Origin of the sequence: Streptomyces sp. CA-249302, assembly GCF_050936785.1 — a bacterium.
Taxonomy (GTDB): Bacteria; Actinomycetota; Actinomycetes; order Streptomycetales; family Streptomycetaceae; genus Streptomyces.
The window spans coordinates 9,096,704-9,111,374 of the sequence record NZ_JBNJMG010000001.1 but is presented as its reverse complement, the minus strand read 5'-3'; the positions used below and the strand labels follow the sequence as shown (position 1 = coordinate 9,111,374).

Below are 14,671 nucleotides of genomic sequence, written 5' to 3'. Positions count from 1 at the left end.
CAGCGTCGGTTCAGGGGGACAGGACACGTGAACACAGCCGTGCAACAAGAGGGCCGCAGAGTCACCACCCTCGAGCTCTTCTTCGACCTGGTCTTCGTCTTCACCCTCACCCAGCTCACCGTGCTGCTCGCCGGCGATCTGACCTTCGCCACCGCGGGCCGAGTCGCGCTGATCTTCGTGGTGCTGTTCTGGATGTACGGCGCCTACGCCTACCTCACCAACCAGGTCCCGCCCGACCGCCCTTCGCGCCGGCTGCTGCTGATGCTGGGCATGGGCGCCTTCCTGGTCTGCGCGCTGGCGATCCCGCGCGTCTTCGACGACACCGGCGTGGTCTTCGGCCTCGGCTTCCTGGGCGTCGTGGTCGTACACACCGCGCTGTACACGCGCAGCCACGGCCGGGACTCGATCTGGTACGGCGTCCCGAACGGGCTGGCCGCGCTGTCGGTGACGGCCGCCGGCTTCTTCAACGGGCTTGCCGCGGACGGGCTTTGGCTGCTCGCGATCGCCCTGCAGTTCGTCACGCCGTTCATCGCCGAGCACGGGCCCGGGCGCGCGCACGGGAGGTCGAGCGACGTCATGCGGGTCCAGCTGGGCAGCCTGGATCCGGCGCACTTCGTGGAGCGGCACGGGCTGCTGCTGATCGTCGCGTTCGGCGAGTCCGTCATCGCGATCGGCACCGGGATCGGCGATCTGCCGCTGACGCCGGGCCTGTTCGGCGGCGCGTTCCTCTCGCTGACGCTGGCGATCGCCCTGTGGTGGACGTACTTCGTACGCGACGAGGAGGTCGCCGAGGCCGCGTTCCGGGCGACGCCGGCGCCGAAGCGCTGGCGTCTGGCGATGAACGCGTACTACTACGCCTTCCTGCCGATGCTGCTGGGCATCGCCTATCTGGCCACGGGTGTGAAGAAGACGCTCGGCCATCTCACCGAACACCTCCCCACCGGCCCGGCGTTGGCCCTGGCCGGCGGCGTGGCGCTGTTCCTCGTCGGGGATGCGGTGTTCCGCGCGGTCCTGCGCCTCTACCCCGTGCGCTTCCGCGCGACCGCCGCTCCGGTGGCCCTGGCGACGGCGCTGTTCGGCGTGCGGGTCTCGGCGATGGCCGAACTGCTCGCCCTGGTGGGCGTGTTGATGGCGATGCTGGCGGTGGAGAACCGCTGGTGCGGCAGCAGAACCGCGTCGGTTCAGGACTTCGCCCGGTCGTGATACGACCGTCGGGTGTGCTCGGTGTGTTCCCGCATCAGCTCGGTCGCCCGCTGTTCGTCGCGGTCGGAGATCGCGGCGATCAGGGCGCGGTGCTCGATCCAGGACTGCACGCCGCGCTGGCGGGCGATCGGCGTGTAGTACCAGCGCACCCGGCGGTCGACCTGGGCGGCCAGCTCGGCGAGGACCGCGTTGCCGGCCAGCTCCATGATCTTCGTGTGGAAGCGGGCGTTCATGGCGACGGCGCCGTCCACGTCGTCCGCGGCGACAGCCTTCTCGCCCTCCGCGCACAGCTCTTCGAGGACGGTGATGCCGACACTGCCCGCGTTGGCGGCGGCAAGCCGGGCGGCCTCGGCCTCCAGGAGGGTGCGGACGGTGAGGAGCTGGTCGGCCTCCTCCTCCGTCGGCTCGTGCACGAACGCGCCCTGGGCGGGCCGCAGATCGACCCAGCCCTCGGTGTTGAGGCGTTGCAGCGCCTCCCGCACCGGCTGACGCGACACGCCCAGGTGGCCTGCGAGTTCGCTCTCGACCAGGTGCTGGCCGGGCTGGAGGGCGCGGGTGGTGATGAGTTCGAGCAGCGCCTCGTAGACGCGGTCGCGCAACGGGCCGGGCCGTTCGAGCTTGGGCACCGCACCCTGCGGCAGTCCTGTCGACAACATCGGTCGGTCCCCCTCCTGGGGCAGCGCGGGGCAACTGCAGCCGGAAAGCCAGTATGGATTGTCTTTCGTCTACAGTCTACGGCGCACAGCGGCCAGGGGAACGGGGAGTTGGCTGTGTCACATCGGACGGTCCGCGCAGGTCACGGGCAGCGGACGACCTGGCCGGCGTAGGAGAGGTTGCCGCCGAAGCCGAACAGCAGGACGGGGTCGCCGGTGGAGATCGCGCCCTGTTCGACGAGTTTCGAGAACGCGAGCGGGATGCTGGCCGCGGAGGTGTTGCCGGACTCGGTGACGTCCCGGGCGACGACGGCGTTCACGGCGCCGATCTTTTCGGCGAGGGGCTCGATGATGCGCAGGTTGGCCTGGTGGAGGACGACCGCGGCGAGGTCGGCGGGGGTGAGTCCGGCGCGCTCGACGGCCTTGCGGGCGATGGGCGGCAGCTGGGTGGTGGCCCAGCGGTAGACGCTCTGCCCCTCCTGCGCGAACCGCGCGGGCGTCCCTTCGATGCGCACGGCGTGCCCCATCTCGGGCACCGATCCCCACAGCACCGGGCCGATGCCGGTCTCGTCCGCGGCCTCGACCACGGCGGCTCCCGCTCCGTCGCCGACGAGGACGCAGGTCGTACGGTCGCTCCAGTCGGTCACCGCGGACATCTCGTCGGCGCCGATGACCAGCGCCCGGGTCGAGCCGCCGGCCCGTACCGCGTGGTCGGCGGTGGCGAGGGCGTGGGTGAAGCCGGCGCACACGACGTTGACGTCCATCGCGGCGGGCGAGGGGATGCCGAGCCGGGCGGCGACCCGGGCGGCCATGTTGGGCGAGCGGTCGACGGCGGTGGAGGTGGCGACCAGGACCAGGTCGATGTCTCCGGGCGCGAGGCCGGCCGCCGCGAGCGCCTTGGCGGCGGCGTGCGCGGCGAGCTCGTCGACCGGCTCGTCGGGCCCCGCGATGTGTCGCGTACGGATCCCCACCCGGGACGTGATCCACTCGTCGCTCGTGTCCACCATCTCCGCCAGGTCCTCGTTGGTGAGTACCTTGGCGGGCTGGTAGTGGCCGACGGCGGCGATGCGCGAGCCGTTCATTGGGTGGTCCCCCTCGTAAGTACCTCGGGTAGCGGGATCCACCAGTCTGATCAGTGACTCACGAGTACGGCGGCAGGTAAGGCGACAGGAAACGGGCGCCCCAGTTGTCGGCTTCTGTCAGCCCCTAGGACGCCCGAACACCTGCCGAACACTCACCCGCTCGGCCTCACCCGCTGAAGAGCTTCGTCGCCTTCTGTACGAGCTCGTACAGCCCGTAGACGAGCGGTGCCCCCACCCACAGCCAGGCGAAGGCGATCAGGAGGCGCCGGTCCGGTGGACTCTGGCTGCTGTCGTCAGGCATCGACGGCCTCCTCCTTCGGGGCGGGGACATGGTGACGGGCGGCGACGGGCTTGACCAGCTCGTTGGCGACGAAGCCGACGACCAGCAGGCCGATCATGATGATGAAGGAGAGCGTGTACAGGGACGCGCCGGACTTGCCCTCGTCCTTCTGATGGTCGGCGATCCAGTTCACGATCAGCGGTCCGAGGACGCCGGCCGTGGACCAGGCGGTGAGCAGCCGCCCGTGGATGGCGCCGACCTGGTAGGCGCCGAAGAGGTCCTTGAGGTAGGCGGGGATGGTCGCGAAGCCGCCGCCGTAGAAGGAGAGGATCACCAGCGCGCACAGGATGAACAGCGGCTTCGAGGAGTCGCCGAACAGGGCTATCAGCGCGTACATGACGGCGCCGACACCGAGGTAGACGCGGTAGATGTTCTTGCGGCCGATCAGGTCGGAGGTGGACGACCAGCCGATCCGGCCCGCCATGTTGGCGGCGGACAGCAGCGCGACGAAGCCGGCCGCGGCCGACGCGGACACGGCCGCCGAGGAGTCCGCGAAGAAGTCCGTGATCATCGGCGCGGCCTTCTCCAGGATGCCGATGCCCGCGGTCACGTTCATGCAGAGCACCAGCCAGAGGCACCAGAACTGCGGGGTGCGCACCGCGCTGTTGGCGGAGACCTGCACGCCCTCGAAGGCGCTGGGCGCCTTCTCGACCGGCTTCTCCGTCCGCGGCACCCGCACCAGCAGCACACCGAGGGTCATGAAGACGGCGTACGACAGTCCGAGAACGAGGAAGGTCTGGGCGATCCCGGAGTGGTCGGTGCCGAAGGACTCCAGCATCTGCGCGGACCAGGGCGAGGCGATCAGCGCGCCGCCGCCGAAGCCCATGATGGCGATGCCGGTGGCCATGCCGGGCCGGTCCGGGAACCACTTGATCAGGGTCGACACGGGCGAGATGTAGCCGATGCCGAGGCCGATGCCGCCGACCACGCCGTAGCCGACCACGATCAGCCAGAACTGCTTGGTCTCGGCGCCCAGCGCGGACAGCAGCAGGCCGGAGGAGAAGCAGACCAGCGCCACGGTCATCGCCCAGCGCGGCCCGTTGCGTTCGACGAGCGTGCCGCCGAACGCGGCGGACAGGCCGAGCATCACGATGGCGAACTGGAAGGGCAGCGCGCTCTCGGTGCCGTCCAGGTTCAGCGCGGACTCGAGCGGCGGCTTGAAGACGCTCCAGGCGTAGGCCTGGCCGATGGAGAGGTGCACGGCGAGCGCGGCCGGGGGAACGAGCCAACGGCTCCAGCCGGGCGGTGCTACAGGGGGGCTCATGATCCCGAACCCTAGGAATCCGTAAAGGAGTTGGGAAGGACCGGGGAGGCAAAGCGTCGACCGTATGCGGTGAGCGGTATGCATCGCGCGACGAACGGTCGGTCCGGGTCGATGAACGGTCAACCACTGCGCGAAGCCTTGTCGCCTCCACTCCCATACTGTAGACAATATTCAGTCGACAGAGGTCGGCAGTTCGGCCATCTCCGCGGTATCCCTCGAACCGAACGGAGCTCCCCCGTCATGAAAGTCGCAGTTCTCGGCGCCGGTGCGATCGGCGCCTACGTCGGTGCCGCGCTCCACCGCGCCGGTGCCGATGTGCATCTCGTCGCCCGTGGACCGCATCTCGCGGCCATGAGGCAGCACGGAGTACGGGTGCTGAGCCCGCGCGGCGACTTCACCGCGCGCGCCCACGCCACCGACGACCCGGCCGAGATCGGCCCGGTCGACTACGTCTTCCTCGGCCTGAAGGCCAACTCGTACGCGGCGTGCGGGCCGCTGATCGAGCCCCTTCTGCACGACACCACTGCGGTGATCGCCGCCCAGAACGGCATCCCGTGGTGGTACTTCCACCGGCACGGCGGCCCCTACGACGGCCACCGCGTCGAAAGCGTGGACCCGGCCGGCGCGGTCAGTGCGGTGCTCGCGCCACAGCGGGCGATCGGCTGTGTCGTCTACGCGGCAACCGAGCTGGAAGGGCCGGGAGTTGTACGACATCTCGAAGGCACCCGGTTCTCGATCGGCGAGCCCGACCGCAGCGTCTCGGGGCGCTGTCTGGGCTTCGGCGAGGCGATGGTCGCCGGTGGCCTGAAGTGTCCGGTGGAGCCGGAGCTGCGCAACGACATCTGGCTCAAGCTGCTCGGCAACATCTCGTTCAACCCGATCAGCGCGCTGGCCCGCGCCACCATGCGGCAGATGTGTCTGCACGGCGGCACCCGCAAGGTCATCGAAACGATGATGGCCGAGACGCTCGCGGTCGCCGAGGCCCTCGGCTGCGAGGTGGGCGTCTCCATCGAACGCCGGCTCGCGGGCGCCGAGAAGGTCGGCGACCACCGCACCTCCACGCTCCAGGACCTGGAGCGCGGCAAGCCGCTCGAACTCGACGTACTCCTCGCGGCGGTCGTCGAGTTGGCGGAGATCACGGGCGTGCCGGTGCCCACCCTGCGCACCGTGCACGCCATCTCGGACCTGCTCGCGCTGAGGAGCGCCGCATGAGGAGTGTCGTATGAGGAAACGCGACCGGACCCCGAAGACCTACACCCGCCTCACCCACCCGCTGGTCCGCGACTCCCGCAACGAGCCCTTCCAACAGGCGAGTTGGGAAGAGGCCCTGGACCGCGCGGCCCGCGGCCTGGAGCGCAACCGGGACGCGTTCGGCATGTTCTCCTGCGCCCGCGCCACCAACGAGATGAACTACGTGGCGCAGAAGTTCGCACGGGTCGTCATGGGCACCAACAACGTCGACTCCTGCAACCGGACGTGTCACGCCCCGAGCGTCGCGGGCCTCTCCGCCGCCTTCGGCTCCGGCGGCGGGACCTCCTCGTACGAGGAGATCGAGCACACCGACGTCATCGTGATGTGGGGCTCCAACGCCCGCTTCGCGCACCCGATCTTCTTCCAGCACGTGCTGAAGGGGATCCGGAACGGCGCCCGGATGTACGCCGTCGACCCGCGGCGGACGAGCACCGCCGAGTGGGCGGAGAGCTGGCTCGGGCTCAACGTCGGCACGGACATTCCGATGGCACACGCGATCGGCCGGGAGATCATCCACGCGGGCCTGGCCAACGAGGCGTTCATCGAGCGGGCGACCTCCGGCTTCGAGGAGTACCGGAAGCTGGTCGAGCCCTGGACGCTGTCCCTCGCCGAGAAGGTGACGGGCGTACCGGCCCGTGCCATCGGGGAGTTGGCGCACGCCTACGCCCGCGCCGAGCGTGCCCAGCTGTGCTGGACCCTCGGCATCACCGAGCACCACAACGGCACCGACAACGTCCGCGCCCTCATCAACCTCTCCCTGCTGACCGGTCAAGTAGGCCGGTACGGCGCCGGGTTGCAGCCCCTGCGTGGCCAGAACAACGTGCAGGGCGGCGGTGACATGGGGGCCATCCCCAACCGCCTCCCCGGCTTCCAGGACATCCTCGACCCGGACACCCGGCTGAAGTTCGAGTCGGCCTGGGACACCGTCATCCAGCCCCACTACGGGCTGAACCTGACGGAGATGTTCGAGGCGATGGAGGAGGGCACGCTCAAGGCCGTCTACTGCATCGGCGAGAACCCGGCCCAGTCGGAGGCCGACAGCGAGCAGGCCGTACGGCGGATGCGCGAGCTGGACTTCCTGGTCGTCCAGGACATCTTCCTGACGAAGACGGCCGAGCTGGCGGACGTGGTCCTGCCCGCGACCGCCGGCTGGGCGGAGACCGACGGCACAACCACCAACAGCGAACGGCGAGTTCAGCGCGTCCGGCGTGCGGTCACCCCGCCCGGCGAGGCCCGCGAGGACATCGACATCATCTGCGAGCTGGCCACCCGCCTCGGCCACGACTGGAAGTACGCCGACTCGGAGGCCGTCTGGAACGAGCTGCGCTCGGTCTCGCCGGACCACTACGGGATGACGTACGACCGCCTGGAGGAGCACCAGGGCATCCAGTGGCCGTGCCCGAGCACCGACGCGCTCGAACCGACGTATCTGCACGGCCGGTTGTGGGAGAAGGACCCCGCGCGGCGGGGCATGCCGGCTCCCTTCGGGATCGTCCAGCACGATCCGCCGGTCGACCTCACCGACGACCGGTTCCCGATCCGGCTGACGACCGGGCGGCGGCTCGACTCCTACAACACCGGTGTGCAGAGCGGTGGTTACGCCTCCCCGCTGCGGCGCGGCGAGTACGTCGAGCTGTGCCCGGAGGACGCCGAGCGGTACGGGGTGGTGGTCGGCGAGGAGGTGCAGGTGTCCTCACGGCGCGGCTCCGTGGTGGCGCCCGTGTGGATCGACACCGCGCTGCGGCCCGGACTCGCCTTCATGACCATGCACTTTCCCGACGAGGTGGACACCAACCAGCTGACGATCGAGGCCAACTGCCCGATCGCGGGGACGGCGGAGTTCAAGGCGTCGGCGATCCGGATCGAGAAGCTCCCCGTCGCGACCATCGTGAGGTGACCTGGTGGACCTGCACTTCGGCGACAGCAAGCCGACGGACGACGAACGGGCTGCCGTGGACGCCCTGTTGGGCCCTCCGGAGTCCTCCTGGGAGGGTGCGGACCGGTCCGACGCCGACCTGAGGTGGGCCCGCGGCGGCCGCGAGGCCCGGGACCGCCGCGACCTGCTGCTGCCGGGGCTGCACGCGATCAACGACCGCATCGGCTGGATCAGCGGGGGCGCCCTCGACTACCTGTGCCGGCGGCTCACGGTGCCGCCGGCGGAGGCGTACGGGGTGGCGACCTTCTACGCGATGTTCTCGGTGAAGCCGCGCCCGGCGACCGTGCTGCACGTCTGCACGGACCTCGCCTGCGCGGCGGCGGGCGCCACCGACCTCTGCGCCGGGATCGAGGCACGGCTCGGCCCCGGTGCCTCGGTGGAGCGCAGCCCGTGCCTGGGCCTGTGCGAGAGGGCGCCCGCCGCGCTCGCGATCAAGGCGGGCGATCCGGTGCGTACGGCAGTGTCGGCGCCCGCGACCGCGCACGAAGCCGTCCGCGCCGCGAGCTCGCCCGACTCCGCGCCCGAGGAACCGGAAGCGGCGACGGCCGTACCGCAGGCGGGCGACGAGGGGCTGATCCTCCTCCGCCGTGTCGGCGTCGTGGACCCGTCGTCCCTCGACGACTACCGGGCCCACGGCGGCTACACCGCCCTGCGCCGGGCCTTCGAGCTCGGTCCCGCCGGAGTCATCCGCGAGGTCGCCGACTCCGGCCTGGTCGGGCGTGGCGGCGCCGCCTTCCCCACCGGCCGCAAATGGCAGGCCACGGCGTCCCAGCCCGACCACCCCCACTACCTGGTGTGCAACGCCGACGAGTCCGAGCCGGGCACCTTCAAGGACCGCGTGATCCTGGAGGGCGACCCGTACGCGCTGGTCGAGGCGATGACGATCGCGGGCTATGCGACAGGCGCGCACCAGGGGTACGTCTATCTGCGCGGCGAGTACCCCCGCGCCCTGCGGCGCCTGGAGCACGCGATCGCGCGGGCACGCGCGCGTGGCTTCCTCGGCGAGGACGTCCTCGGCCAGGGCTACGCCTTCGACATCGAGATCCGGCGCGGTGCGGGCGCCTACATCTGCGGCGAGGAGACCGCCCTCTTCAACTCCATCGAGGGCTACCGCGGCGAGCCGCGCGCCAAGCCGCCGTTCCCGGTCGAGAAGGGCCTGTTCGGCAGGCCGACGGTGGAGAACAACGTCGAGACGCTGGTCAACGTACTGCCGATCCTGCTGATGGGCGCACCGGCGTACGCGGCGATCGGCACGGAGCGGTCCACCGGGCCGAAGCTGTTCTGCGTGTCGGGCAGCGTGGACCGGCCCGGGATCTACGAGCTGCCGTTCGGCGCCACGCTGGGCGAGGTGCTCGCCCTCGCGGGCGTCCGGGAAAACCTCCGCGCGGTGCTTCTGGGCGGGGCCGCGGGCGGCTTCGTACGACCGGACGAAATGGACATCCCGCTCACCTTCGAAGGCACCCGGGAGGCGGGCACCACGCTCGGTTCGGGGGTCGTGATGGCCTTCGACGACACGGTCCCGCTCCCCCGGCTGCTGCTCCGGATCGCCGAGTTCTTCCGGGACGAGTCCTGCGGGCAGTGCGTGCCGTGCCGGGTCGGGACCGTGCGGCAGGAGGAGGCGCTGCACCGGATCGTGGAACGGTCGGGCGCGGCGGCCGCCGGTGACATCGCGCTGCTCAGGGAGGTCGGCCGTGCGATGCGGGACGCCTCGATCTGCGGTCTGGGGCAGACCGCGTGGAACGCCGTGGAATCCGCCATCGACCGTCTGGGGGCGTACGAATGACCGTGACACCGCTGGGGATCCCGCGCCGGCTGCTGGAATTCACGATCGACGGCCAGGAGTCCCGGGTCCCGGAGGGCTCGACGATCCTCGACGCGTGCCGGGCGGCCGGGAAGGACGTGCCGACCCTCTGCGAGGGGGACACGCTCCGGCCGAAGAACGCCTGCCGGGTGTGCGTGGTCGAGGTGGAGGGGTCCCGGACCCTCGTCCCGGCCTGCTCGCGCAAGGCCGAGCCCGGCATGGTCGTACACACCGACACCGAGCGCGCCCGGCACAGCCGCAAGATCGTCCTCGAGCTGCTGGCCTCGTCGGTCGACTTGTCGACGACTCCACAAGTCGCTGAATGGATCAAGGAGTACGAGGCGAAGCCGGACCGCTTCGGCCCGGACGCGGCGCGACTGAACGAGGAACCCAAGGTCGACAACGATCTGTATGTGCGCGACTACGACAAGTGCATCCTCTGCTACAAGTGCGTCGACGCCTGCGGCGACCAGTGGCAGAACAGTTTCGCGATCTCTGTTTCCGGCCGCGGCTTCGACGCCCGGATCGCGGTCGAGCACGACGCCCCGCTGACCGACTCGGCCTGTGTGTACTGCGGGAACTGCATCGAGGTGTGCCCCACGGGGGCGCTGTCGTTCAAGTCGGAGTTCGACATGCGCGCGGCGGGTACGTGGAACGAGTCCGGGCAGACCGAGACGACCACGGTGTGCGCGTACTGCGGAGTGGGCTGCAACCTCACGCTGCACGTGCAGGACAATGAGATCGTGAAGGTCACCTCTCCGCACGACAACCCGGTGACCCACGGCAATCTCTGCATCAAGGGCCGCTTCGGCTACCAGCACGTACAGAACCGGGACTGAGGCACACATGGGACGAGTCACGGAACGACGCAAGGTGATCCGCATCCGGGACGGGGTGGTCTCGTCCCGCCCGGACACGCTGGTCGCCGAGGAACCGCTGGAGATCCGGCTGAACGGCAAGCCGCTCGCGATCACCATGCGCACCCCGGGCGACGACTTCGCGCTGGCCGCCGGCTTCCTGGTCAGCGAGGGCGTGCTGGCCGAGCAGGGCGATCTGCAGAACATCGTGTACTGCGCGGGCGCCACGGTGGACGGCTCGAACACGTACAACGTGGTCGACGTGCGGACCGCGCCCGGCGTGCAGATCCCCGACATCACCCTCGAACGGAACGTCTACACCACCTCGTCCTGCGGCCTGTGCGGCAAGGCGAGTCTCGACGCGGTGCGTACGACGGCCCGCTGGCCGATAGCCGACACTCCCCCGGTCCGAGTGGACCCCGAACTGCTCGCGAGCCTCCCCGACCGGCTCCGCGCGGCCCAGCGGGTGTTCGACCGGACCGGGGGTCTGCACGCGGCGGCGCTGTTCACCGAGGACGGCGAGCTGGTGGACATACGGGAGGACGTGGGCCGGCACAACGCGGTCGACAAGCTGGTGGGCCGCGCGCTTCAGAACGGCGACCTGCCCCTGTCCCGCACGATCCTGCTGGTCTCCGGCCGGGCCTCCTTCGAGCTGGCCCAGAAGGCGGTGATGGCCGGCATCCCGGTGCTGGCCGCCGTCTCCGCCCCGTCCTCGCTGGCCGTCGACCTCGCCGCCGAGACCGGGCTGACCCTGGTGGGCTTCCTGCGGGGCAGCTCCATGAACGTGTACGCGGGCGAGGACCGCATCGCCCTGCGGACCGCGGCCGCCCAGGCGTGACCGGGCTCGCCGCGACACGACGGCGGGACCCCTGGCGGCGGGGAGCGCCCCCTGCGCCGCGGGGGTCCCGCTGGGACGGCTTCTGAGGCTCAGCCGACGAACCTCACCTCGGACGCCCTCACCACCGTCCCCAGCCTCGGGAAGTCCAGTCGCACCGACGCGTCGTGCTCGGCTGCCGTGAACGCTGCCATCGCGTCCTCGACGAAGACCAGGTCGTAGCCGAGGTCGCCGGCCGCGCGGGCCGTCGACTCGACGCCCAGGTTGGTGGCGATCCCGGCGAACACCACGGTACCGACGCCCCGTTGGCGCAGGAGGTCGTCCAGGCCGGTGCCCTGGAAGCCGCCGATGGTGCGCTTGACGATCTCCAAGTCCCCTTCCTGGGCCAGGCCTGCCGCCAGTCCGCTGCCGGGCGGCTGTTCGGCGACGCCGGGGCGCTCCACCCGGACGAGCACGACGGTCGCGCCGGCCTTGCGGAAGGCGGTCGCCAACTCCTCGGCGGTGGACAGGACTTCGGTTCCCTTACGGGGCTCCAGGGGCAGCGCGACGATCCGGTCCATCAGATCGACGAGGACGAGGGCGCTGCGCGCGGGATCGAGGGCGAGGGGTGCGGTCATGACGGAACGTTATCCGTCGTCAGCCCTCCGTATCAGCCTTCCGCACCGGAAATCCGGATCAACAGGCCCATGAACTCGTCGCGTTCGGCCGTCGAGAGCGGCGCGAGCAGCTCGTCGTTGGCCGCGCGGGCCGCCTTCTCGCAGCGCTTCAGCAGCCGCGCGCCCTCCTGGGTGAGGGACACGGCGTTCTTACGGCGGTCCCTGCGGTCCGGCTCCCGCACGACCAGGCCCGCGGACTGAAGGTCGTTGAGGACGCCGACGAGGTCCTTCGGGTCGAGCCGCACGCTCCGGCCGAGGTCGGCCTGGGCGACGGGCGCGAGGTCGCGGACGGCGGACAGGACGACGTGATGCCACATCTTGAGCCCCTCCGCGGCCAGCGCCTCGGCGACCAGGCCGCGCCCCCGGGCGGCGGCACGGCCGAGCAGCCAGCTGGGGAGGGAGCGGATCGCGGCGAGGGGGGCTTCGGGCACGTGGACAGCATACCGAGAATTCATTGGACTTCCCAACGATCCCGCCATACCGTTGGGACTCCCAACGATTTCTGGAGGTGCCATGCGCCGCGTTCGGTACGAGTCCACCGGTGGCCCCCTGTTCCTGGAGGAGACCCCGGTCCCGGAGCCGGGCCCCGGCGAGCTCCTCGTCCGCTGCGAGGCCGTCGGCGTCACGCTCCCCGTCGTCCGCAAGGTCACCGAGGCGGTCGAGCCCATCCCACTGGGCGGGGAACTCGCCGGGGAGGTGGTCGCCGTCGGCGAGGGCGTCACCCGCTTCCACGCGGGCGAGCGCGTGACCGGGCTGTGCTTCGGACACGGCTACGCCGACTTCGCGCTGCTGCACGAGGCCATGGCCTCCCCGATCCCGGACACCGCCTCCGCCGTCGACGCGGTCGCCCTCGTACGGAGCGGACTGGTCGCGCTCGGCGCCCTGGAGGCCGCACGCCCGGAGCCGGGCGAGACGGCGCTGATCACGGCCGCGGCGAGCGGGGTCGGCCGGCTGGCGGTGCAGTTGGCGCGGGTGCGGGGCGCGGCGCGGGTGGTGGGTGCCGTGTCCGACCGGGCCAAGGCCGACTTCGTGCGCTCGCTCGGCGCGGACGAGGTGGTCGCATACGCCGACGAGAAGTGGGGCGAGCCCGTCGACTACGCCCTCGACGCGGTCGGCGGCGAGCTGCTCACCCCGGCGATCGGTGCGCTCGCGCCCGGCGGGCGGCTGGTGGCGTACAGCTCGGGCGGCGGGACGATACGGGCGTACGACCTGCTCGTGGGAGCGAAGTCGGTGATCGGTTTCCAGATGGCGCGGATCGCACGGGGGAAGCCGGAGTTGTACGAGCGGTGGCGGCTGGAGTTGTGGCGGCTGTTCGGGGAGGGCGCGTTGAAGCCCGCGGTGCACGGGGAGTTCGCACTGGCCGACGCGGCGCGGGCGCACGCGGTGATCGAGTCACGGAGCAATCGGGGCAAGGTGATACTCCGGCCCTGAAGTCTGCATTTATGCGTCACTCCTGACGCGCCGTCACCACCCGTCCGGCGTAGTGGTTCACCTTGGCACACCCCGTTGGCAAGTGGCTCGTTACTTGTGGTGAGTTCCACGGGTCGCGTCCTGTGCGGCCCGTCGTCCAAGTAGGAGGCAGTCACTTGGATGCCGGCACCACCCTGCTCGGCTCGTTACTGGCGGCCGCGGGCGTGCTGGGCGCAGCCGCCGTGGCCTATCTCGGCAAGCGCGGGGAGAACGCGCTCAGCGGCTACTCCAGCCTGACCGAGAAACTCCAGTCGGAGCGCGACCGGCTCGAACGGCAGGTCGCCGAACGGGACACGCGCATCGACGAGTTGTCCACGTTGCACACCGCCGATCAGTCGGAGATCGCGCGGCTCAGGCTCGACATCCACCGGCTCGGCGGTGCGCCGTGATCCGGCCCGACATCCAGCGGCCCGGAGGTGCGCCGTGAGGTCCCGATTCGAGCGGCTGCTCGCCACGCGCTGGCGCAGCGTCTTCCTGGTCTGCGTGCTGGTCGCGCTCTGCGGGGTCGCCGTGATCCTGTGGGCGCGCATCGACTCCGGCGACCGCCGCGCCGACCAGATGCAGGCCGAGGCCGACCGGCGCGGCAAGGCCCTGTCCACGCTGGCCCAGGACGTGCGCGCCCTGCGTGACCAGGTCCGGGCCAGCGGTGGCACCCCGGCCGCACCTGATCCTTCGGAGGCGGTCGACGACCTGCTGGACCGGATCAGGGTGCCCGCCGCGCTGCCCGGCGCGCCCGGCGCGAAGGGCGACAAGGGCGACCGGGGTGCGGGCGGAGCGGCCGGGGCCACCGGCGCCCAGGGCCCGCGCGGTGTGCCCGGCCCGTCCGGGTCCACGGGACCCGTGGGGCCCGAGGGCCCGGAGGGCTCGCCGGGTCCGTCCGGCCCGGCCGGAGATCCGGGCCCCGCGGGGGCCGACGGAACCGACGGCGCCTCCGGACCGTCGGGCGTGAACGGCACCCCGGGGACCCAGGGCGCCCAGGGCCCGAAGGGCGACAAGGGGGATCCCGGACCCAAGGGCGACCCCGGCCCCGCCTGCCCCAACGGCTACACCCTCCAGACCCCGGCGAGCGATCCGGACGCCCTGGTCTGCCGCAGAGCCGGCGCCGCTCCCGCGCCAAGTCCCAACCCCGCGGCCGTACTTCCCGTCCTGCCGATCCTGCGACGACGCGACCCCACCGAGTAGCCGCACGCTCCTGGTGAGGCCCCTGAGAACCCAACTAGCCTCTGTGAAACGGACATTGGGCGTGGGATGTCCAGATGTCCAGACCTCTGAAGGGTCAGACCTCTGAAGGGCAGGTTCGCACCACGCCGGATCGCGCGAACC

At 71.0% G+C, this 14,671-nt stretch carries 15 protein-coding genes; 9 read left to right on the top strand and 6 right to left on the bottom strand.

Features of this window, described 5'->3' with window-relative positions:
• Positions 1 to 27: 27 nt before the first annotated feature.
• Positions 28 to 1,203 carry a low temperature requirement protein A gene (locus tag ACQEWB_RS41015; protein WP_432840464.1) on the top strand — a complete coding sequence of 392 codons (1,176 nt, stop codon included), beginning with the start codon at positions 28 to 30 and terminating at the stop codon, positions 1,201 to 1,203.
• Here the strand turns inward: ACQEWB_RS41015 and ACQEWB_RS41010 are convergent.
• The 4 genes from ACQEWB_RS41010 to ACQEWB_RS40995 form a co-directional block, all read right to left on the bottom strand.
• A complete protein-coding gene (locus tag ACQEWB_RS41010; protein WP_432840462.1) occupies positions 1,182 to 1,859 on the bottom strand; it encodes a GntR family transcriptional regulator in 678 nt (225 codons plus the stop codon). The two genes, ACQEWB_RS41015 and ACQEWB_RS41010, sit on opposite strands and share 22 nt — an antisense overlap.
• Positions 1,860 to 1,999: 140 nt before the next feature.
• A complete protein-coding gene (locus tag ACQEWB_RS41005) occupies positions 2,000 to 2,938 on the bottom strand; it encodes a beta-ketoacyl-ACP synthase III (RefSeq protein ID WP_432840460.1) in 939 nt (312 codons plus the stop codon).
• Between the two features lie 166 nt (positions 2,939 to 3,104).
• On the bottom strand, positions 3,105 to 3,239 hold the full coding sequence (locus tag ACQEWB_RS41000; RefSeq protein WP_432840458.1) for an MFS transporter small subunit: 135 nt from the start codon (positions 3,237 to 3,239) through the stop codon (positions 3,105 to 3,107).
• A complete protein-coding gene (locus tag ACQEWB_RS40995; protein ID WP_432840456.1) occupies positions 3,232 to 4,542 on the bottom strand; it encodes an OFA family MFS transporter in 1,311 nt (436 codons plus the stop codon). Before ACQEWB_RS40995 ends, ACQEWB_RS41000 begins: the two co-directional genes overlap by 8 nt.
• A 240-nt stretch (positions 4,543 to 4,782) precedes the next feature.
• Here ACQEWB_RS40995 and ACQEWB_RS40990 point away from each other — a divergent pair, with 240 nt between their 5' ends.
• The 5 genes from ACQEWB_RS40990 to fdhD are packed head-to-tail and all read left to right on the top strand — an operon-like array spanning position 4,783 to position 11,225.
• Positions 4,783 to 5,754, top strand: a complete 972-nt coding sequence (locus ACQEWB_RS40990; RefSeq protein WP_432840454.1) for a 2-dehydropantoate 2-reductase — start codon at positions 4,783 to 4,785, stop codon at positions 5,752 to 5,754.
• A 10-nt stretch (positions 5,755 to 5,764) separates the two neighbouring features.
• Complete coding sequence (locus ACQEWB_RS40985) at positions 5,765 to 7,690, top strand: molybdopterin oxidoreductase family protein (protein ID WP_432840452.1); 1,926 nt, start codon at positions 5,765 to 5,767, stop codon at positions 7,688 to 7,690.
• A 4-nt stretch (positions 7,691 to 7,694) separates the two neighbouring features.
• Entirely contained in the window at positions 7,695 to 9,512 is a 1,818-nt protein-coding gene (locus ACQEWB_RS40980; RefSeq protein ID WP_432840450.1) for an NADH-ubiquinone oxidoreductase-F iron-sulfur binding region domain-containing protein, read from the top strand.
• Positions 9,509 to 10,369 carry a 2Fe-2S iron-sulfur cluster-binding protein gene (locus ACQEWB_RS40975; RefSeq protein ID WP_432840447.1) on the top strand — a complete coding sequence of 287 codons (861 nt, stop codon included), beginning with the start codon at positions 9,509 to 9,511 and terminating at the stop codon, positions 10,367 to 10,369. Before ACQEWB_RS40980 ends, ACQEWB_RS40975 begins: the two co-directional genes overlap by 4 nt.
• A gap of 7 nt (positions 10,370 to 10,376) precedes the next feature.
• Complete coding sequence (fdhD, locus tag ACQEWB_RS40970; protein ID WP_432840445.1) at positions 10,377 to 11,225, top strand: formate dehydrogenase accessory sulfurtransferase FdhD; 849 nt, start codon at positions 10,377 to 10,379, stop codon at positions 11,223 to 11,225.
• An 89-nt stretch (positions 11,226 to 11,314) separates the two neighbouring features.
• On the opposite strand, the gene ACQEWB_RS40965 is transcribed toward fdhD, so the two are convergent.
• Together ACQEWB_RS40965 and ACQEWB_RS40960 are read right to left on the bottom strand one after the other, a co-directional pair.
• Positions 11,315 to 11,839, bottom strand: coding sequence for an isochorismatase family protein (locus ACQEWB_RS40965; protein ID WP_432840443.1), 525 nt, complete (start codon positions 11,837 to 11,839; stop codon positions 11,315 to 11,317).
• Between the two features lie 32 nt (positions 11,840 to 11,871).
• Complete coding sequence (locus ACQEWB_RS40960; protein ID WP_432840441.1) at positions 11,872 to 12,309, bottom strand: MarR family winged helix-turn-helix transcriptional regulator; 438 nt, start codon at positions 12,307 to 12,309, stop codon at positions 11,872 to 11,874.
• 82 nt (positions 12,310 to 12,391) lie between these two features.
• Here ACQEWB_RS40960 and ACQEWB_RS40955 point away from each other — a divergent pair, with 82 nt between their 5' ends.
• The 3 genes from ACQEWB_RS40955 to ACQEWB_RS40945 all read left to right on the top strand — a co-directional run bounded on the left by ACQEWB_RS40955 (position 12,392) and on the right by ACQEWB_RS40945 (position 14,530).
• A complete protein-coding gene (locus ACQEWB_RS40955; RefSeq protein ID WP_432840439.1) occupies positions 12,392 to 13,309 on the top strand; it encodes a quinone oxidoreductase family protein in 918 nt (305 codons plus the stop codon).
• Positions 13,310 to 13,464: 155 nt separating this feature from the next.
• Positions 13,465 to 13,737, top strand: a complete 273-nt coding sequence (locus ACQEWB_RS40950) for a hypothetical protein (protein ID WP_432840437.1) — start codon at positions 13,465 to 13,467, stop codon at positions 13,735 to 13,737.
• Positions 13,738 to 13,771: 34 nt separating this feature from the next.
• Positions 13,772 to 14,530 (top strand): collagen-like protein, encoded by a 759-nt coding sequence (locus tag ACQEWB_RS40945; RefSeq protein ID WP_432840435.1) that lies wholly within the window; start codon positions 13,772 to 13,774, stop codon positions 14,528 to 14,530.
• The last annotated feature ends 141 nt before the right edge of the window (positions 14,531 to 14,671 follow it).